16 protein-coding genes are annotated in these 18,324 nt (G+C 73.1%); 3 read left to right on the top strand and 13 right to left on the bottom strand.

Annotation, left to right across the window (positions count from 1 at the left end; all coding sequences use genetic code 11):
* Window positions 1–645: 645 nt before the first annotated feature.
* The gene (locus tag ACZ6Y7_RS12160; RefSeq protein ID WP_465757792.1) at window positions 646–1,182 is read left to right on the top strand and encodes an ester cyclase; all 537 of its coding nucleotides are present in this window, start codon (window positions 646–648) and stop codon (window positions 1,180–1,182) included.
* Between the two features lie 145 nt (window positions 1,183–1,327).
* Here the strand turns inward: ACZ6Y7_RS12160 and ACZ6Y7_RS12155 are convergent, their stop codons facing one another.
* The 3 genes from ACZ6Y7_RS12155 to ACZ6Y7_RS12145 all read right to left on the bottom strand — a co-directional run bounded on the left by ACZ6Y7_RS12155 (window position 1,328) and on the right by ACZ6Y7_RS12145 (window position 2,637).
* The gene (locus ACZ6Y7_RS12155; protein ID WP_465757791.1) at window positions 1,328–1,663 is read right to left on the bottom strand and encodes a carboxymuconolactone decarboxylase; all 336 of its coding nucleotides are present in this window, start codon (window positions 1,661–1,663) and stop codon (window positions 1,328–1,330) included.
* Window positions 1,664–1,756: 93 nt separating this feature from the next.
* Window positions 1,757–2,188 (bottom strand): DUF7144 family membrane protein, encoded by a 432-nt coding sequence (locus ACZ6Y7_RS12150; RefSeq protein ID WP_402218164.1) that lies wholly within the window; start codon window positions 2,186–2,188, stop codon window positions 1,757–1,759.
* A 68-nt stretch (window positions 2,189–2,256) separates the two neighbouring features.
* Complete coding sequence (locus ACZ6Y7_RS12145) at window positions 2,257–2,637, bottom strand: STAS domain-containing protein (RefSeq protein WP_402218162.1); 381 nt, start codon at window positions 2,635–2,637, stop codon at window positions 2,257–2,259.
* A gap of 273 nt (window positions 2,638–2,910) precedes the next feature.
* On the opposite strand from ACZ6Y7_RS12145, the gene ACZ6Y7_RS12140 reads away from it, so the two are divergent.
* The gene (locus tag ACZ6Y7_RS12140; protein WP_465757790.1) at window positions 2,911–3,537 is read left to right on the top strand and encodes a hypothetical protein; all 627 of its coding nucleotides are present in this window, start codon (window positions 2,911–2,913) and stop codon (window positions 3,535–3,537) included.
* Window positions 3,538–3,541: 4 nt separating this feature from the next.
* Here ACZ6Y7_RS12140 and ACZ6Y7_RS12135 read toward each other — a convergent pair whose 3' ends face one another.
* Window positions 3,542–4,696 (bottom strand): Rossmann-fold NAD(P)-binding domain-containing protein, encoded by a 1,155-nt coding sequence (locus ACZ6Y7_RS12135; protein WP_465757789.1) that lies wholly within the window; start codon window positions 4,694–4,696, stop codon window positions 3,542–3,544.
* A gap of 129 nt (window positions 4,697–4,825) precedes the next feature.
* Here ACZ6Y7_RS12135 and ACZ6Y7_RS12130 point away from each other — a divergent pair, with 129 nt between their 5' ends.
* Window positions 4,826–8,392 carry a hydantoinase B/oxoprolinase family protein gene (locus ACZ6Y7_RS12130; protein WP_465757788.1) on the top strand — a complete coding sequence of 1,189 codons (3,567 nt, stop codon included), beginning with the start codon at window positions 4,826–4,828 and terminating at the stop codon, window positions 8,390–8,392.
* 116 nt (window positions 8,393–8,508) lie between these two features.
* Here ACZ6Y7_RS12130 and ACZ6Y7_RS12125 read toward each other — a convergent pair whose 3' ends face one another.
* The 9 genes from ACZ6Y7_RS12125 to ppsA all read right to left on the bottom strand — a co-directional run bounded on the left by ACZ6Y7_RS12125 (window position 8,509) and on the right by ppsA (window position 18,299).
* Window positions 8,509–9,003: a hydrogenase maturation protease gene (locus ACZ6Y7_RS12125; RefSeq protein ID WP_465757787.1), complete on the bottom strand. Its 495-nt coding sequence runs from the start codon at window positions 9,001–9,003 to the stop codon at window positions 8,509–8,511.
* The gene (locus ACZ6Y7_RS12120) at window positions 9,000–10,295 is read right to left on the bottom strand and encodes a Ni/Fe hydrogenase subunit alpha (protein ID WP_465757786.1); all 1,296 of its coding nucleotides are present in this window, start codon (window positions 10,293–10,295) and stop codon (window positions 9,000–9,002) included. Before ACZ6Y7_RS12120 ends, ACZ6Y7_RS12125 begins: the two co-directional genes overlap by 4 nt.
* Complete coding sequence (locus ACZ6Y7_RS12115) at window positions 10,292–11,083, bottom strand: NADH-quinone oxidoreductase subunit B family protein (RefSeq protein ID WP_465757785.1); 792 nt, start codon at window positions 11,081–11,083, stop codon at window positions 10,292–10,294. The genes ACZ6Y7_RS12120 and ACZ6Y7_RS12115 overlap by 4 nt, the downstream gene beginning before the upstream one ends.
* A complete protein-coding gene (locus ACZ6Y7_RS12110; protein ID WP_465757784.1) occupies window positions 11,080–11,889 on the bottom strand; it encodes an FAD/NAD(P)-binding protein in 810 nt (269 codons plus the stop codon). The genes ACZ6Y7_RS12115 and ACZ6Y7_RS12110 overlap by 4 nt, the downstream gene beginning before the upstream one ends.
* The gene (locus ACZ6Y7_RS12105; RefSeq protein WP_465757783.1) at window positions 11,886–13,031 is read right to left on the bottom strand and encodes a 4Fe-4S dicluster domain-containing protein; all 1,146 of its coding nucleotides are present in this window, start codon (window positions 13,029–13,031) and stop codon (window positions 11,886–11,888) included. The genes ACZ6Y7_RS12110 and ACZ6Y7_RS12105 overlap by 4 nt, the downstream gene beginning before the upstream one ends.
* A 489-nt stretch (window positions 13,032–13,520) precedes the next feature.
* Window positions 13,521–14,561, bottom strand: a complete 1,041-nt coding sequence (locus ACZ6Y7_RS12100; protein WP_465757782.1) for a zinc-binding alcohol dehydrogenase family protein — start codon at window positions 14,559–14,561, stop codon at window positions 13,521–13,523.
* A gap of 186 nt (window positions 14,562–14,747) precedes the next feature.
* Entirely contained in the window at window positions 14,748–15,026 is a 279-nt protein-coding gene (locus tag ACZ6Y7_RS12095; RefSeq protein WP_465757781.1) for a dsRBD fold-containing protein, read from the bottom strand.
* 315 nt (window positions 15,027–15,341) lie between these two features.
* On the bottom strand, window positions 15,342–15,803 hold the full coding sequence (locus ACZ6Y7_RS12090) for a universal stress protein (protein ID WP_465757780.1): 462 nt from the start codon (window positions 15,801–15,803) through the stop codon (window positions 15,342–15,344).
* A 132-nt stretch (window positions 15,804–15,935) separates the two neighbouring features.
* Entirely contained in the window at window positions 15,936–18,299 is a 2,364-nt protein-coding gene (ppsA, locus tag ACZ6Y7_RS12085) for a phosphoenolpyruvate synthase (protein WP_465757779.1), read from the bottom strand.
* Between the last annotated feature and the right edge of the window lie 25 nt (window positions 18,300–18,324).

Below are 18,324 nucleotides of genomic sequence, written 5' to 3'. Positions count from 1 at the left end.
GCGAGGAGGTTTCGGGCGGACGGCGTGTCGGGGTCCGCGGTGTCGAGGGCGGTCAGCGTGACGCGGGTGGTGAAGACGGCCAGACCGTCGGCCGGCTCGAAGGCGAGGCAGTGGCGATCGCGCCTCCTCTCGGTCTACCCCCAGCTCGAGGGGAAGCTCCTCAAGGGGAAGCTCGGAGGACCCCATCGCAAGAACCGGGTCACCGCCGCTGATCGCCGTGCAGTCATCCCCCGCGCCGACCAGGCTTCCCGGCACACCTGTGGTCATCTTATCGGAGCGTTAGCGGCGAGTGGCAGGGCGGAAAGAACAGGGCATCAGAGCGCGAGCGGTGTGGACGGGGCGTGACTCTCCCTGTTCGCGCCGCTGGTCACTCCCGGCGCCGCACCGCGGTGGTCGTGCGCGGCGGCGGTGAGCCAAGGGCACGGCGGCGGTGCCCCGGTCTGGCGAACTCGCCCAGGGGTGGCCGCCCGTCCGGTGCGGTCAGCGCGAGCGCCGCCGTTGACACCGCCGCCGTCGACACCGCCGCGGTCGGGCGCTGCAACGGACCGCGCTCCCGAATGGCATGGTCGTGGGGGCCGCGGGAGGCTGGAGGAGACACCCTGGTCCACCGGGGCGGACCGCTGCCCGTCGCTGCCAGGAGGACGCATGAGCACGCCCACCTCACCACTCTCCCCCGTGGATGTCGCTCGCGGCGCAGCCGGGGCACTCGGAGCGGGCGATCTCGACCGGTACAGCGAACTGGTCCACGAGGACGCCGTCTTCGAGGTGCTTCCCTTCGGGGAGAAACGCGGCCGAGTCGCGGTCCGCGGATTCTTCGAGGAACTCCGAGGGGCCATGCCGGACCTGTCGTTCTCCGCGGAGGCGGTCACGGGAGACGAGCGACACGCGGCCCTGGAGTGGCGGATCCGCGGTACGTTCGACGGCGAGCCTTTCCAGGGGTTCGAGCCGAACGGACGCGACTTCGACATCCGGGGCATCGACTTCCTGGAGATCGACGGGGGTCGGATCCGCCACGACCGCATCGCCTTCGACGGTGCGCAGTGGGCTCGCCAGCTCGGGCTGCTGCCCAGCCACGGCTCGGTCGCGGAGCACGCTGTGATGACCGCCTTCAACGCGAAGACCCGAGTCGCGGCATGGTGGCGGCGGCATCGGCACGTGAGCGGTCACGACGGCCTTCGGTGACGGCGGCGTCCGCTACGACGGGCGATGCCGGACCACCGCGGAGGCGACCGGAGGCGGTGAGGGTGGGGCCCATCACCATGCGGTCGGCAACCGTGTGGTCCGGTGCGGTCGGTGAGGCGGCAGGAGCGGCCCCGGCTCGCCCGTGCTACATCGCGGCTCGGCTCTCGGCCCTGTCGACCTCGGCCACGGCGATGGCGACACCGAGCGCCTCCGTGAGGTGGGTCGCGGCGGACATCACTCGTGCGGTGCCGACGATCGGTGCGATGGCGACCAGCACGTCCTGCAGCTGTTGCGCCGTCAGGTGCTCACTCATCGCCGACTCGAAGTGCGCGAGGTACGAGAGAGCCGGTGCGTCCATGGCCGCGAGCGCCGCGATCCGGGTGAGGATGAGCGTATCGGGGGCCAGACCACAGCGTTCGATCGAATCGACGGTCATGGCCGTGAGGGTGTCCAGGACTGGGGTCTCGGATGCGATTGCCATGGTCGACCATCTCCAAGGGTCGTTCGGTCGGTACGTGTCTGCAGAGGTGGAGGGGGAGGTGGACGGAAGGAGGGCCGGGCCGACGCGGTCGGGTCAGTGCCGGACCTCTCTGGTCGTACCTGCGCACAGAGCCCAGATGACGAAGGCGTCGATCGCGATCAGGACGATCGCCCAGAACGGGTAGTGGGGAAGCCACACGAAGTTGGCGATCATTCCCAGCCCTGCGACGATCACGCCGGTGATGCGGGCCCACACGGCGCCGCTGAAGAGAGCGACGCCCGCGAGAACGATGACGCACCCGAGGATCAGGTGGATCCATCCCCACCCGGCGGTGTTCATCGCGTAGGTGTAGTCACGGGTGACGACGATCAAGCCGTCCTTGGCGATGGCGGAGATCCCCTGGAATATCGCCATGATGCCGCCGACGCACAGCATGATCGCGGCGAACACGGTCCACCCGGCTGCGAAGCGCCGGGGCTCGGTGGTGCGTGCGGTGGGGCTGACTGAGGTGGCGCTACTGGTCATGGCGTGGACTCCTTTGCGGACCGCCGCGTCGCGGTCGGCGCCGGGCGACGAGAAGGGTGACCGGTGACTCAGGAGGACATCGGCACGATGCCCTCCACCGTGTTCCGGCCCGGCACCTGCGATACCGGGAGCGACGAAGGGAGAAGGAAGGTGGCCCGGAGAACTGTGAGGAGGTGGCAGAGCTTCGGCCCGGCCCCCACGAGACGGAAGTCGACGTGGTGGACGTTCGCCATCCTGCGGGCCCGGAGAAGGGCACGGAGTCCGGCGGCATCGCAGAAGTCGAGGTCCGTGACGTCGAGGTCCAACTGCTGCGGGCGATCCCGCAACGCCCAGGCCACGGCGTTGACGACCGGCTCCACGGTGGTCACGTCGAGTTCGCCCTCCAGCGACACCACGGCGGTGCCGTCGCGCAGCCCGGTGGTGGTGTGCAGTGGGTCGTCGGCTCGCATAACGACCATCCGAGATGTCGTTCCGAGGGGGATCCGGACCGGAAAGCCCCTGTATTCACCGTAGGACGGCCCGACCGGCCGGCCATGGGCCGTACAGACCACGGTCCTGGGCCGTACGGCTCAATCGGGGCGCGCGGGCCGTCCTTGTCCCGCCACCGTCACGGCCGGCGGCCGGCGCTCGACGCGGGCATGACCTCGCGGGCACCCGGCCCGGGCGGGACACCGACGATGGCGGGAGACTGGTCGAGGGAGCGCAGAAGGGGAGTGAGCGGTATGTCGGACGGCGTGGCCGGCGGGCAGGGCGCCCTGATCAGGGAGTTCGCCGGGCTGGTGAGACTCGCGCACACCGCCCTGCTCGGCACGACGGCCGTGTTGACGGAAGCGGCGAACGGAGCGGACGGGATCCCGGCTGCGGAGAAGGCGCTGGCCGAACTCTCGGCCCGGATCGAGGAGGATGCCGCCGACACACCGGGCGGAAGGGCCGGTCTCGTCGTGGGTGTCCACGTGGGCTGTGAGGTGGAGGCGCTCGGGCGGCTGGCCGAGCGGCTGCTGGCGGCGGCGTGGGCACGCCAGGAGCGGGAGCCGTTCGACGAGCGGCTGCGGGCACCGCTTCACGGGCTGGCGACCACCGCTCTGGACCTGGTCGAACGGGCGGCCGACGTCCTGGAGTCCGGGGAGCCCGAGGGCGTCGCCGACGTGTTGACCTCACGGCACGAGGTCGGACAACGACAGCGGCTGCTGTACGAACTCCTGCTGCGGGAGGAAGCGCCGTCCGGGCGGGAGGCCGACCCGGTCGACATCGCCGACACGGTCGTGCTGGCGTGCTGCTACCAGGAGTGTGCCGACCGGGCCGGGGCGATCGCCCGGCACGCCGTGCTGCTCTCACACGCCGGAGCCTGACCCGCTACGGGAGTCCGGCGAAGGCGGTCGCCTCCATCAGCAGCCGACCGGTGGGCCCGTGCCGCACGGCGCCACGGTGCGTCACCAGCATCGGGCCGAGCACAGGGTCTCCCGCGAGCGGGCCCGCGCGTGCGAGTCGTTCGAGCAGGGCCAGCACGTTGTGGGCGTACGCACGGGAGGCGGTCTCCGGAGCCTGCGCCGCGAGCTCTCCGCCCCCGATCAGCGTGACCCCGTCTCCGAGCCTCATCATGCTCCCCGACACGGCTCCCTCGATGTTGCCCCTCTCCGCACCGGAGGCCAGGTCCACCAGTACCGATCCCGGACGCATCCGCGCCACCACCGCCACGGGGAGCAGAACCGGCGGCGTCCTTCCCGGTGCGGTGAGGGCCGTCACCACCACGTCGTGGCACGCGACGGCTTCGGCGAGCCCCACCGTCCACGGGGAACGCTCCTTGCCAGGGTCCTTCCACGGCTCCCGATCGTCCATTTCCGGCACCGGCCCTCGCAGATCCAGCAGGTCGGCCCCCAGCGCCGTGGCTGCTGCGCGCTCCCTGCGCCGCGGCTCGACCACGTCGACCGGCGCACCGAGTCGGCGGGCCGTGTCGATCGCTTGCAGGCCTGCCGGTCCCGCACCCACCACCAGCACCCGGACCGGTTCGAACAGCCGGCCCGCCGCCCCCCAGGGCGGGAGGCAGCGGTCCAGCCGGGCGGCTGCGAGGAGCACGGCCCGGTATCCGGCCACCCTGGCCTGGGAGGCCTCGGCGTCCAGGGGGTACGCGACGGGCAGGTCGGGTGTGAGGTCGAGCCCGATCGCCGTGACGCCCCGGTCCGCCCACTTCCGCACCAGGAACGGGATCCGCTCCGGCCGCACCAGCGCGGCCAGGATCTGGCCGGGGTGCAGCTCGCGGTCGGGGTCCGCCCGCGGCGGGTGGACGCCGAGCAGCACGTCCGCTCGCCGCAGCACCTCGGCGCGCCCTGCCACGGCGGCGCCGACGGCACGGTAGTCGGCGTCGTGGTGACCCGCCGGAGCGCCCGCACCGGCTTCCACCAGGACCGTCGTGGCGAGGCGGGCCACGGCCGGCACCAGGTCGGGCACGAGGGCCACTCGGCGTTCGCCGGGCGCCGCCTCCCGCAACACCCCCACGGTCGTCGCCGTCATCGTTGCCTCCAGGGGTCCACCCTCAGCCCAGTATGGTCCGTTTGCCCCGATGGTTCTCCCGGCCGGATACTCGTGCGGAAGGGCCACTCGCGCGCGGCGGGGAACGCGCCACGGCGGAGGGAACCGGTCATGGCCTCCAGGGGCTGGCAGTTCTGGGTGGACCGGGGCGGCACCTTCACCGACGTGGTCGCGCTGGCGCCGGACGGACGGCTGCTCACCCACAAGCTGCTCTCGCACGACCCGGCCCGCTACCGTGATCCCGCGGTGGCGGGCATTCGGGCCCTGCTGCCGCCCGACGCGGATCCCGCCACGGACATCGAATCGGTTCGGATGGGCACCACGGTGGCCACCAACGCGCTGCTGGAGCGCACCGGTGAACCCACCGCGCTCTGCACGACCCGCGGATTCGCGGACGCCCTGCGGATCGGCTACCAGAACCGACCGCAGATCTTCGCGCGCGAGATCGTCCTGTTCGACCCCTTGTACGCCCGGGTCGTCGAGGTGGACGAGCGGATCGCCGCGGATGGCGAAGTGCTGCGCCCGCCCGACCTCGACCGGCTCGCCGACGACCTGGGTGGTTGCCTGCGGGACGGCATCCGCTCGGTCGCGGTGGCGTGCCTGCACAGCTACCTGAACCCCGCTCACGAACGCCAGATCGGGCGGCTCGCCGAGCGACTCGGCTTCGACCAGGTGTCCTTGTCCAGCGAGGTGAGCCCCCTGATGAAGCTGGTGCCGCGGGGGGACACCACCGTGGTCGACGCCTATCTCGACCCCGGCCTGCGCCGCTACGTGCGGCAGGTGTCGGACGAACTGGCGGGCGTCCGGCTGATGTTCATGCAGTCCAACGGCGGGCTCGCCGAGGCCGGGCACTTCCGGGGCAAGGACGCCGTGCTCTCCGGACCGGCCGGCGGCATCGTCGGCATGGTTCGGATGTCAGAGCTCGCCGGCCACCGACGGGTGATCGGTTTCGACATGGGCGGCACCTCTACGGACGTCTCGCACTACGCGGGCGAGTACGAGCGGGTGGTGACCACCCAGGTGGCCGGTGTGCGGCTGAGTGCGCCGATGCTCGCGATCCACACCGTGGCCGCGGGCGGTGGATCGGTCCTGCGCTTCGACGGCGAGCGCCTGCGGGTCGGACCGGACTCGGCCGGCGCCGATCCCGGCCCCGCCTGCTACCGCAAGGGCGGACCGTTGACGGTCACCGACGCCAACCTGCTGCTCGGTCGCATCCAGGCCGAGCACTTCCCGAGCGTCTTCGGCCCGAACGGCGACCAGCCGCTCGACCGAAACCTGACGGAACGTCTGTTCCGCAAGCTGGCACAGGAGATCGGCGACCGCACGGCGGAGGATACCGCCGAGGGCTTCGTGCGGATCGCGGTCGGCAACATCGCCAACGCGATCAAACGCATCTCGGTCCAGCGGGGGCACGACGTCACCCGCTACGCGCTCACGACCTTCGGCGGCGCCGGCGGCCAGGTCGCCTGCCCGGTGGCCGAGGCGCTCGGGATCCGCACCGTGCTGGTCCCGCCGATGGCCGGGGTGTTGTCCGCCCTCGGAATCGGCCTGGCCGACACCACCGTCCTGCGGGAGCGGGCCGTGGAACGGCTGCTCGTGGAGCAGGAGATGGGGGCCGTACGGGCACTCGCCGACGAGCTGGCGCAGGCCGCCACCGGCGAGCTGCTCGACCAGGGCGTTCCGCGGGAACGGATCCGGCTGACCCACCGGGCCCGACTGCGGTACCAGGGCACCGACACCGCCATCGGTGTTCCACTGGACGACCCGGTGGCCATGCGGACCGAGTTCGAGGAGCGGCACCGGGCCACCTACTCCTTCCTGATGGACCGCCCGCTGGTGGTCGAGGCCCTCGCCGTCGAAGGCACCGGCCTCACCGAGCAGCCTGGGTTCGACGCACTCTCCCCGGGCCCGGGGCAGCCGGGGGAACCCGTCACCGTGGCGCTCCACACCGGCGGCGAGTGGCACCGGGTCCCGCTGCTGGAGCGCGAGTCGATGCGACCGGGCGAAACCCTGACCGGTCCGGCCGTGATCGCCGAGGCCAACGCCACCACCGTCGTGGACGACGGCTGGAAGGCGACCGTCACCACCGCGGGACACCTCCTGGTCGAGCGGATCAGGGGGGCGGCCGAGGAGTCCGTCGGCACCACCGCCGACCCCGTCCTCCTGGAGGTCTTCAACAACCTCTTCGTGGCGATCGCCCAGCAGATGGGTGCCCGGCTGGAGTCCACCGCCCAGTCGGTCAACATCAAGGAGCGGCTGGACTTCTCCTGCGCGCTCTTCGACCCCGAAGGCAACCTCGTCGCCAACGCCCCGCACATCCCCGTCCACCTCGGATCGATGGGCACGACCGTGAAGGAGGTGCTCCGCCGCCGCGGCCCGCGGTTGCGCCCGGGGGACACCTACGCCGTCAACGACCCCTACCACGGCGGCACCCACCTGCCCGACATCACCGTCGTCACCCCCGTCTTCGACCCGACCGGCAGTGAACTCCTGTTCTTCGTCGCCTCCCGCGGCCACCACGCCGAGATCGGCGGCATAGCCCCCGGCTCGATGCCCGCCGACAGCCACGAGATCCACGAGGAGGGCGTACTGTTCGACACCTGGCCACTGGTGGTGGACGGGCGGCTGCGCGAGGCGGACACCGTGCGGCTGCTCACCGGGGCACGGCACCCGTCCCGCGCCCCCGAAACCAATCTCGCCGACCTGCGCGCCCAGATTGCCGCCAACCGCAAGGGCGTCGACGAGGTCCGCGCCATGATCGACCACTTCGGCCTCGACGTCGTCCAGGCGTACATGCGGCACGTCCAGGACAACGCCGAGCAAGCCGTCCGCCGGGCCGTCGCAGGACTGTCCGACGGCGCCTACCGCTACGAGACCGACTCCGGCGCCGTCATCGCCGTGGCAGTCCGCGTGAACCGCCGGGACCGCAGCGCCACCATCGACTTCACCGGCACCTCCCCCCAGCTCGGCGGCAACTTCAACGCTCCGTCCGCGGTCGTCACGGCCGCGGTCCTGTACGTCTTCCGCACCCTCGTCGACGACGACATCCCGCTCAACGACGGCTGCCTCCGGCCGCTGCGGATCGTCGTTCCACCCGGCTCGATGCTGGCACCGGAGTACCCCGCCGCCGTCGCCGCCGGCAACGTCGAGACCTCGCAGGCCATCGTCGGAGCGCTCTACGCGGCACTCGGCGTCCAGGCCGAAGGCTCCGGCACGATGAACAACCTCACGTTCGGCAACGCCGAGCACCAGTACTACGAGACCATCGCCTCCGGCTCGGGTGCGGGCCCGGACTTCGACGGCGCTGACGCGGTCCAGACCCACATGACCAACTCCCGCCTCACCGACCCCGAGGTCCTGGAGTGGCGCCTCCCCGTCCTCGTCGAGGAGTTCGCCGTCCGCCCCGACAGCGGCGGCGCGGGCCGCCGGCACGGCGGCAACGGCGTCCTGCGCCGACTGCGTTTCCGCGAGCCGATGACCGTCAGCCTGCTCACCGGCCACCGTCGCGTCCCGCCCTACGGCCTCGACGGCGGCGCCCCGGGCGCCCTCGGCACCAACCGCGTCCTGCGTTCCGACGGCACCGTCGACGACCTGCCCGGCTGTGGCAGCACCGACGTGGCGGCCGGGGACACCCTCGAGATCCGCACCCCGGGCGGCGGCGGCTACGGCGCCCCGTAGGCACGGCCCGGTCCTCGAAGCGCGGACGGACCCCGGCGAGGGGGCCGGCCGGCCCGCTCCCCGGTCGGCCCCGCTGCCCGGCCGGGTGTCCTGCGGGACGGCCGTTCCTCCGGGGATCACGCGCGGTGGTCGTTCACCGCGCGGCGGACCTCGGCGGCGGCGCGCGGCACCGCGTCGGCGACGGCTGGGCTCAGCCCCTCGCCGATGGAGAAGTCGGCGCCCTCCACCGCGATGATCAGCAACTCGCGCGGCAGCTTCCCCAGGACGGCCGCCAGCGCTACGGCCTGGCCGAGGCCCAGGCCGTGGGTGCCGGCTGCGGCCTCCTCGCCGGCCGTCAGGTCAGCCGGCAGGTGGTCCACGCCGACGCTGACCCGGTGGATGCGCCCCGGTTCTCCGGGATGGGTGCGGACCGCGTCGACGACGACGGCCAAGTCGGCGCCCTCCCACTGTTCCATCAGCTCGGTGGGCTCGCCGTCGCACAGGGCGAGCGGGTCCACGGCGAGGCCTTCGGCGGCGAGCCGGGTGAGGACGGCCACGGCCGCGCCGTCGTCGTGGCGGTACTCGTTGCCGACCCCGATGACGACGAGGCGTCCGCCGGCCCCGGTCGTCACCGTCCCACCACCGTGAGGGTCAGGAAGTGCGCCGCGCAGGAGATGCACGGGTCGTAGGTGCGGATCGCCCGCTCGCACTGCCGGGTCAGTTCGGCGTCGTCCAGGTGCAGCCGGGGCTGGACGAAGGCCCGTAGATCGGTCTCGATCGCGGTCTGGTTCTGTGCGGTCGGCGGGACGATCACGGCCTGCCGGACGAGCCCGTCCGCGTCGATGTCGTAGCGGTGGTACAGCAGCCCGCGCGGCGCTTCGGTGGCACCGTACCCGGTGCCGGCCCTCGGCGGGACGGGTACGGCCGGCCCCGGCGGCGGCTCGTACTGCTCGATGATCCGCTGCGCCTCGGTGACGGCCCACAGGACTTCGACGGCGCGGATCACGATGCTGCGGAAGGGGTTGTCGCAGGACGGGCCCAGGCCGGCTTCGGCCGCGAGGTCGCGGATGCCTGCGGGCAGCCGGTCGGCGGAGAGGTTCCAGCGGGCGAGCGGCCCGGTGAGGTGGGGCCGGCCGTCGAGGGTGGCGTGCAGGGCGGTGGAGTGCGGGACCTGGTGCTCGCGGACGTGCGCTTCGAACTCCGCCGTGTCGAAGCGGCCGACACGGGCACCGGTGGGAGTACCGGAATCGATGGCGTAGCGGTCGGCCTCGGTGAGCGCGAGGAACTCGTGCCGGACGGTCAGCGACGGGAACTCGAAACCGGCCACCCAGGCGAGGGTCTCCTCGGCGTCGGCCCTTGCCTGCCCCAACACCGTTTCCAGATGGCCGAGCTCGGCTCTGGTGGGCAGTCGGTGGAAACCGCCGACCCGGACGTTGACCGGGTGGATGGCCCGCCCGCCGAGGACCTCCACGATCTCGTTGCCTGCCTTCTTCAGCCGCAGGCCGCGCTGGAGGACGCCCGCGTCGGTGCGGGCCAGCGCCAAGGCGTCCGGCAGGTGCAGAAAATCGGGGGCGTGTAGGAGGTAGATGTGCAGGGCATGACTCTCGATCCACTCTCCGCAGTACAACAGCCTTCTCAGCTCGGCGACTTGACCGCTGACCTCGACTCCGCAGGCATTCTCCACCGCTCGGCAGGCACTCATCTGGTAGGCCACCGGACAGATCCCGCAGATCCGGGAGGTGAGATCGGGCGGCTCGGTGTACCGGCGGCCGCGCAGCAGCGCCTCGAAATAGCGCGGGGGCTCGTAGATCCGGAGCCTGACGTCCTGGACCTCGCCGTCGCGGACGGAGACGTGCAGTGCGCCCTCGCCCTCGACACGGGCCAGAGCACCCACGCTGAGCAACCGCTCACTGCGGTGGGTCATGCGCCCTCCTCGTCCGCCTGCCGGGCCGCGTCGGCGAAGTCCGGGGACGCGGCGTTGAAGGTTCGGTAGAGCCGGGCGGCGTCCGCCTCCGTCACTCCGTCCCGGCGCAGCAGCGGGAGCAGGGCGCGGGTGTTGGGCGTCTCCATGGGGCCGAAGCAGCCGTAACAGCCGCGCCCGTAGGCCGGGCAGATGGCGCCGCAGCCGGCCTGGGTGACGGGTCCGAGGCAGGGAGTGCCGTGGGCGACGGTGACGCAGGTGGTGCCGCGCAGCTTGCACTCGAAGCAGACGCTGTGACCGGGGACGTCGGGTCGGCGGTCGGCGAGGTAGGCGGTCATGACCTCCAGCAGCTGCCTCCTGTCGATCGGGCAGCCGCGCAGTTCCAGGTCGACCGGCACATGGGCGGAGACCGGGGTGGAGCGGTCGAGACTGTCGATGTACTCGGGGCGGGCGTAGACGACGGCCTGGTATTCCGGGAGACTCCCCAGGTTGCGCAGGGCCTGGACGCCTCCGGCCGTGGCACAGGCGCCGATGGTCACCAGGTGGCGGGACTGCTCGCGGACCCGCCGGACGCGCTCCAGGTCCGCGGCGGTCGCGATGGACCCCTCGACCAGGGAGAGGTCGTAGGGCGGCGGCAGCTCACGGTCGGAGGCCTCTAGGAAGTAGCCGATCTCCACCTGCCCGGCGAGCGCGAGGAGTTCGTCCTCGCAGTCCAGGAGGGTGAGCTGGCAGCCGTCACAGGAGGAGAACTTCCAGACCGCCAGACGCGGGGGGTGGGCCACGGCGCTCACCTCTCGAGGACGGACAGCAGGTCGTCGACGTGGTCCCACCCGAGGACGGGGCCGTCCCGGCAGACGAGGAACGGACCGAGCTGGCAGTGGCCGCACCAGCCGGTCGCGCAGCGCATGTTGCGTTCCAGCGACACCCGGATCCGTTCGGCGGGCACGCCCCGGCGCCGCAGCTCCCGGGCGGTGGCACGCATCATCACCTCCGGACCGCACAGGTACGCCGCGCAGCGCCCGGGCCGGAGGTCGGCACCGTCCAGCAGGTCGGTGACCAGCCCGACCGCACCGCGCCAGCCCGGGTCCGGGTGGTCCACCGTGGTCCTGACGTCCGCTCGGGAGCGCCAGCGCGGCAGGTCGTCGAGGAACAGCTGCTCGCCCGGGTCACGGTATCCGGTGAGCACCGATACGGTCCCGTACGCCTCGGACCGGGCGAGGACCCGCTCGATCAGCGGGCGCAGCGGGGCGAGCCCGATGCCGCCGGCGACGATCAGCACGTCGCTGCCCGCCGGCGGGGTCCGCCAGGCCGTGCCGTAGGGACCCCGGGTGCCGATCAGGTCACCGACCCGGGCCCGGCACAGGGCCTCGCTGACCTTGCCGACGGCCCGGACGGTGTGGCCGAGGACGGTTCCGTCGATCCGGCTGGTGGAGAGCGGGATCTCGCCGACGCCGAAGGCGTGGAGCATCGCGTACTGTCCGGGGCGGAACCGTGCCAGCGGGGCGTCCAGCGGGACGAGGTCGAGGGTGACGGCGTCGGCGGTCTCCCGGCGGCAGGCCAGCACCCGGTACGGGACGGGGGTGGTCGCGTGCGTCACAGCACCTCCCCCTCGGTCGCGGCCTCGGCGCGCAGGGCGGTGACCTCCTCCGTGATGTCGATGCCGACCGGGCACCAGGCGATGCAACGGCCGCAGCCGACGCACCCCGAGGAGCCGAACTGGTCGTGCCAGGTACCGAGTTTGTGGGTGAGCCACTGGCGGTACCGGCTCCGTGCGGAGGTGCGGACCGGGCCGCTGCCGTGCAGGTGGGAGAAGTCGAGGTCGAAGCAGGAGTCCCAGCGACGCCACCGCTCGGCGTGGTCGCCGGTGAGGTCGGTGACCTCCTCGGTGGTGGTGCAAAAGCAGGTGGGGCAGACCATGGTGCAGTTGCCGCAGGTCAGACAGCGGTCCGCGACCTGGTCCCAGCGCTCGGCGGTCATCGTGCCAGCCATCAGCGCGCGCAGGTCGGTGGGGTCCATGCTGCGTGCCATCCGCCCGGCGGCGTCGGCGACGGCCGTACGGGCGTCCTCACCGTCGGTGGGGCGGGTGGGGAGTGCGTCGAGGACCTCCTCGCCCTCCGGGCTGCCGGCGCGGACCGTGTAGCGGGGCCCGCCCGGTCCCGCCGTCTCGGTGAGTGCCAGGTCGTACGACGACCCTCGGGGCAGGCCCGGGCCGGTGCCCATCGAGGTGCAGAAGCACACCGCGCTGGGCTCGGTGCACTCGGCCACGACGACGAATGCGCCGGCCCTGCGCGGTGCGTACACCGGGTCGACGTACGCGCCACCGGTCAGCACCCGGTCCTGGACGGCGATCGCGCGCAGGTCGCAGGGGCGCACGCCGAGGAAGGCGTAGCGCGGCGCCGGATCGTCGTCCTCCCGGACCGTGATGCTCCCGTCCGCGGAGCGGTCCGCTTGCCAGAGTCGGGCACGGGGCGGGTGCAGGAATGTCTTCCAGGACTGCGGCCCGGCCGAATGGGCGAACGCCGCCCGGTCCGCGCGCGGGCGCAGCCGATAGGTTCCGGGCTCGGCGTCGATGCTCCAACCGTGGGGCAGCTCCGCGGCCGACCCGAGTTCGGCGAGCACGATCGCGCCGTCCCGGACGGTGGGTCCGACCACGGTGTAACCGCGTTGTCGCAGGACGTCGACGAGAGCGGCGAGACCCCTTTCGTCCAGTTCCACGAGGGGTGCGGTGGTGCTGTCCATCGGGCTGTCCTCGGGCGGGGCTCCGGCACCCCCCGGGGTGGGCGGCGCGCTACGTTCCACTGTCCGCCGATTCCCGGGATCACGCATGGGCCGGTCGGCCCCGGGCGCGGGGCCGACCGCCTGCGCCGGGGGGCGACCGGGTGCCACGGTCCCCCGGTGGCTCTCCGGGTGCCCGCACGGGTGGCGGGTGGCCCCCGGCTGGCCGGACCGTGCCGTGTCGCCGCCGGCGGTCGGGCTCGCCGGGCGCGGCCGGTCCCCTGGATGCCCCTCCAGGCGTGAGGCCGTGCGCGGCACGCCGGTGGCCGAAACCACGTGGTCGAGGACGACGCGGGATCGCCCGGCTGCCGGTCAGGGGTTTGCAGCGAGGTACCCGGACTCCCCGGCCCGCCGTCCGGAGGCGATGCGGAACCGATCACCCGCGGGTGCTCGCGGTCAGGTCCTGCGGCGCGTCGCCCCGTGCGCTTCCGTCCCGGGCTTCCCGCTCGTCCGCTACTCGGCGACGAGGACGGCCACGCCGGTGACCCGGTCCGCGGCGAGGTCCGCGAGCGCCTCGTCCGCCTGTCGCAGGGGGTAGCGGGTCACGTGGACGGCCGGGCGGGTCCGGGCGGCCTCCGCCAGGTAGGCCAGGCCGTCGGCCCGGGTGTTGGCGGTGACGCTGCGCAGCGTGCGCTCCTGGAAGAGGTGCCGTTGGTAGTCGAGCGTCGGGATGTCGGTGAGGTGGATGCCGGCGACGGCGAGGGTCCCGCCACGGTCCAGGGCGGCGAGAGCGGGCGGCACCATGTCGCCGACCGGGGCGAAGAGGATGGCGGCGTCCAGGGGTTCGGGGGAGGGGTCGTAGGAGTCGCCGGCGAAGGCGGCGCCGAGGTCCAGCGCCAGTCGGCGCGCCGCGGGGGCCCGGGTGAACACCGCGACCCGGGCGCCTCGGGCGAGGGCGAGCTGGGCGGTCAGATGGGCGGAGGCGCCGAAGCCGTAGATTCCGAGCAGGCCGCCCTCCGGGAGTTCGGCCCGTTCGAGGGCGCGGTAGCCGATGATCCCGGCGCACAGCAGCGGGGCGAGTTCCTCGGCGGGCGGGCCCTGCGGCAGGGGGTAGGCGAAACGGGCGTCCGCGGTCAGGTGGCGGGCGTAGCCGCCGTGCCGGTCCCAGCCGGTGTAGCGCGAATCGGGGCAGAGGTTCTCGCGTCCGCTCCGGCAGTAGCCGCACGTGCCGCAGGTCCGCGCGAGCCAGGCCACCCCGGCCCGGTCGCCGACGGTGAACCCCTCGACCGCCGAGCCGGTCGCCACGACCTGCCCGACGACCTCGTGCCCGGGCGTGCACCGCGCGCTCCTCGGCGCGAGGTCACCCTCCGCCAGGTGTAGATCGGTGCGGCACACCCCGCAGGCCTCCACCTCCACCAGGATCTCCTGCGGCCCCGGTGCGTCCAGTGGCCGCCGCTCTCGCACCAGGGGCCCGGGTCCCGGCCCGCCCACCGGACCGGCACGGTCGACCACCCAGGCCTCGGTGTCCGCTGCTCCTGCTCCTGCCGCGCTCATGGCTGTCTCCCGTCCGCTCTCGGCGTGTGGGTCCGGGGCCGCCCCTGTCGAGTCTGAAGGGCGGGTGCTCGTCCGTCATCAGGACGGCGCGGCGCATGACCCGGCACACCCGGCGTTGAGGCCGGTTCCCGGGTCGAACAGGTCACGCGGGGAGGTGCCGGTGAACGCCGGGGAGCGCCGGTGTCCTCAGACGCCTTCGGAGCGGTCGTTGGCGGCCGCATCCGCGAGGCCCGCTCGCAGGAGGCGGTGGCCGAGGTCGATCAGGGCGCGGGCGGCGGCGTACTCGTCGCCGATCTCCGGGACGGGCGGGTCGTGGGGGTTGCGGCGGGCGGTGGTGCGGGTCTCCAGGGTGTTGTCGCCCGTGTCGAGGACGGCGTGGACCTTGGTCGTGTCGCCCTCCTCGAAGAGGTCGAGGCGCAGGGACCACCGTTTGGTGCGCATCGGGTTCGGGGCTGTCGTGGTCATCATCGGCTCCTGGGGTTCCTCGGGCCGGGGCGGGGCCCGGGCCGGACGGGGTTCAGCTGCCCGGGCGGTCTCGGGCCCGCTGGCGGACCCGGGTGCGAGGACCGGGCCCCTACGTCCAGGAGACCGCCACCGGGCTCCGGACGGCAGGGCCGTTCGGCCCACCGGTGGACCCGCCGGCAAGGACCTGCCGGGGGCGTCACCGGCTCGCCGGCAAAGCCGGACGTACCGCGGGATGAAGGCGGAGGAGCCCCTGACGGGAGCGAACCGCGGGGTGTCCCGGCCTGAGGACGACACCCCCGTCGGCTCTGCGGGCCGTCACACCTCGGCCCGGGGTTCGGGCTCGCCGCGGACGACGACGACCGGGCAGTGCGCGTGGTGGACGCAGTGCTGGCCGACCGAGCCGAGGAGCGCCCCGGCGAAGCCGCCGCGCCCGCGGTTGCCGACGACGAGCAGGTCCGCGCCGTCGGCGGCTTCGAGGAGCGCGGTGGCCGGATGGCCCTGGACGACGTGCTGTCGGATCCGGGCCCGAGGTGTGTCGGCTCCCGTCTCGCTCGCGGCGTCGGCCAGTGCCCGACGGGCATCGTCCTCGAAGTCGAACGTCTGGAGAACAGGTGCGGGCCAGCCGTATCCGATGGGGTACTGCCAAGCGATCACCGCATCCACCGTGGCCCCTGTGGCCTCGGCATAGCGCGTTGCCCAGGTCAGTGCAGCCCTGGAAGCCGGAGATCCGTCCACTCCCACGACGATCCGGGTCGGACGTTGGTCCTTCGCACTCATCGCACATCTCCACGTTCGTGTCGTTCGGCGGCCTCGTCGCCCGGGCCAGCCGATGGGTCGCCTCGGTGCTCGTGGCGCTCTCCTCGCCGGCTCCCGGTCCGGGCATGGGCGGTTCGCCGGGTGGACGGCAGGTCAGCAGCGCTCTTCGGCCGTGGCCACGGCACGCTTCACCGCGGCGAAGCTGTCCGGTGTGACGGAGATCGAGTCGATCCCGGCCTCGACCAGGAAGCGGGTGAAGTCCGGGTCGTTGCTGGGGCGTTGGCCGCAGAGGCCGACGTGGCGGCCGGCCGCGTGGGCGGTGGCGACCAGGGACTCGATGCTGCGGGTGACGGCCGGGTTCCGCTCGTCGAAGAGGTGGGCGAGCAGTCCGGAGTCGCGGTCGACGCCGAGGGTGAGCTGGGTGAGGTCGTTGCTGCCGATCGAGAAGCCGTCGAAGCGTTCGGCGAACTGCTCGGCGAGCAGGACGTTGGCCGGGATCTCCGCCATGACGTACACGCGCAGACCGTTGGCGCCCCGGGCGAGCCCGTTGTCGGCCATGACGGCCAGGACCCGGTCGGCCTCCTGCGGGGTGCGGCAGAACGGGATCATCACCACGACGTTGGTCAGGCCGAGCTCGTCCCGGGCCCGGCGCAGCGCCTGGCACTCCAGGGCGAAGCCCTCGCGGTAGCCGGGGTCGTAGTAGCGGCTCGCGCCGCGCCAGCCGATCATCGGGTTGGCCTCGACGGGTTCGAACGGGGCGCCGCCGATGAGCCGGGCGTACTCGTTGGTCTTGAAGTCGCTGGTGCGCACCACGACCGGGTCCGGCCAGCGCGAGGCGGCGATCCGGGCGACTCCGTGGGCCAGGCGGTCCACGAAGTAGTCGGTCCGGTCCGGGTGGCCGTAGGCCAGTTCGTCGACCAGCCGCCGGTCCTCGACGGACAGCCGCTCCGGGTGCACCAGCGCCATCGGGTGGACGCGGACCTGGTGGGCGACCACGAACTCGGTCCGGGCCAGGCCCACCCCGTCCGCCGGCAGGCGCCACCAGCGGAACGCGGCTCCGGGGTCGGCCAGGTTGAGCATCACCTTGGTCCGGGTGGCCGGCAGGGAGCCGAGGTCGGTCTCGGTCGCCTCGTACGCGACGAGGCCCGCGTACACGTGTCCCTCGGCGCCCTCGGCGCAGGAGACCGTGACCTCCTGCCCGTCGGTCAGCACGGCGGTCGCCGAGCCCGTGCCGACCAGCGCCGGCACGCCCAGCTCACGGCTGACGATCGCCGCGTGCGAGGTCCGGCCGCCGTGGTCGGTGACGATCGCGGCGGCCCGCTTCATGAGCGGCTCCCAGTCCGGGTCGGTGATCTCGGTGACCAGGACGGCGCCCTGCGGGAACCGTTCCAGACCGACCGGCTCGGCCAGCGCGTACACCGGCCCGGCGCCGATCGCCTCGCCGACGGCGATGCCGTCCACCAGGCGCTCGCCGGTGCCGGTCAGCCGGAAGCGGCGCAGCACCTCACCCCGGCGCCGGGACTGCACCGTCTCCGGCCGGGCCTGGACGAGGAACAGCCGGCCGGTGATGCCGTCCTTGGCCCATTCCAGGTCCATCGGGCAGCCGTAGTGCTCCTCGACAGCCACGGCCCACTCGGCCAGCGTGCGGATGTCGCCCTGCCCGAGCACCGGGCGGGCCCGCTCGGCGGCGTCGGTGTCGACGGTCGTGGTGGAGCCGTCCTCGCCGTAGACGGCCTTGCGGAGCTTCGCGCCGAGCCGCACGTGGACCACGGGGTCGAGGTGGTGGTCCTTGAGGACGGGCTTGAACACCGTGTACTCGTCCGGCTCCACCTGCCCGCTCACCACCGTCTCGCCCAGTCCCCAGGCGGCGCTGATGACCACCACCCCGGGGAAGCCGGTCTCGGTGTCGAGGGTGAACGCCACACCCGCGCCCGCGAGATCGGAGCGCACCATCAGCTGGACACCGACCGACAGGGCCAGCGAGAGGTGATCGAATCCCATCCGCTCGCGGTAGTCGATCGCCCGGTCCGTGAACAGCGAGGCGAAGCAGCGCCGGCAGGCGTCCAGCAGGGCGTCGGCGCCCCGGACGTTGAGGAAGGTCTCCTGCTGGCCGGCGAAGCTGGCCTCCGGCAGGTCCTCCGCGGTGGCGCTGCTGCGCACGGCGACGTCGGGGTTCTCGCGCTCGGCCTGGCGGGCGAGGTGCTCGTACGCCGCCACGACCTCGTGTGCGAGGGCGGGCGGCAGCGGGGTGGACAGGACCGCGGAGCGGATCGCGACGCCGACCTCGGGCAGCGGGGCGCCCCGGTGGAGCCGGTCGACCTGCTCGACGATCCGCTCACGCAGGCCGCCGGCGTCGAGCAGCTCACGGTAGGCGTCGGCAGTCGTGGCGAAGCCGTCCGGCACCCGGACCCCCGTCGGGCCGAGACCGGTGATCAGCTCGCCGAGCGAGGCGTTCTTGCCGCCCACCAGGCCGACGTCCTCGCGGCCGAGTTCGCGGAAGCGGATGACACGGCGCATGGCAGCCTCCAGGCGCACTCGCGGT

The sequence above is a fragment of the Kitasatospora sp. NPDC053308 genome, assembly GCF_055585785.1.
This window is presented reverse-complemented; position numbering and strand designations above follow the sequence as displayed.

What these genes read in the sequence shown, in the direction of transcription:
- ACZ6Y7_RS12160 (WP_465757792.1), top strand. Translation starts at nt 646, where the DNA reads ATGAGCACGCCCACCTCACCACTCTCCCCCGTGGATGTCGCTCGCGGC.
- ACZ6Y7_RS12155 (WP_465757791.1), bottom strand. Translation starts at nt 1,663, where the DNA reads ATGGCAATCGCATCCGAGACCCCAGTCCTGGACACCCTCACGGCCATG.
- ACZ6Y7_RS12150 (WP_402218164.1), bottom strand. Translation starts at nt 2,188, where the DNA reads ATGACCAGTAGCGCCACCTCAGTCAGCCCCACCGCACGCACCACCGAG.
- ACZ6Y7_RS12145 (WP_402218162.1), bottom strand. Translation starts at nt 2,637, where the DNA reads ATGCGAGCCGACGACCCACTGCACACCACCACCGGGCTGCGCGACGGC.
- ACZ6Y7_RS12140 (WP_465757790.1), top strand. Translation starts at nt 2,911, where the DNA reads ATGTCGGACGGCGTGGCCGGCGGGCAGGGCGCCCTGATCAGGGAGTTC.
- ACZ6Y7_RS12135 (WP_465757789.1), bottom strand. Translation starts at nt 4,696, where the DNA reads ATGACGGCGACGACCGTGGGGGTGTTGCGGGAGGCGGCGCCCGGCGAA.
- ACZ6Y7_RS12130 (WP_465757788.1), top strand. Translation starts at nt 4,826, where the DNA reads ATGGCCTCCAGGGGCTGGCAGTTCTGGGTGGACCGGGGCGGCACCTTC.
- ACZ6Y7_RS12120 (WP_465757786.1), bottom strand. Translation starts at nt 10,295, where the DNA reads ATGACCCACCGCAGTGAGCGGTTGCTCAGCGTGGGTGCTCTGGCCCGT.
- ACZ6Y7_RS12105 (WP_465757783.1), bottom strand. Translation starts at nt 13,031, where the DNA reads ATGGACAGCACCACCGCACCCCTCGTGGAACTGGACGAAAGGGGTCTC.
- ACZ6Y7_RS12100 (WP_465757782.1), bottom strand. Translation starts at nt 14,561, where the DNA reads ATGAGCGCGGCAGGAGCAGGAGCAGCGGACACCGAGGCCTGGGTGGTC.
- ACZ6Y7_RS12095 (WP_465757781.1), bottom strand. Translation starts at nt 15,026, where the DNA reads ATGACCACGACAGCCCCGAACCCGATGCGCACCAAACGGTGGTCCCTG.
- ACZ6Y7_RS12090 (WP_465757780.1), bottom strand. Translation starts at nt 15,803, where the DNA reads ATGAGTGCGAAGGACCAACGTCCGACCCGGATCGTCGTGGGAGTGGAC.
- ppsA (WP_465757779.1), bottom strand. Translation starts at nt 18,299, where the DNA reads ATGCGCCGTGTCATCCGCTTCCGCGAACTCGGCCGCGAGGACGTCGGC.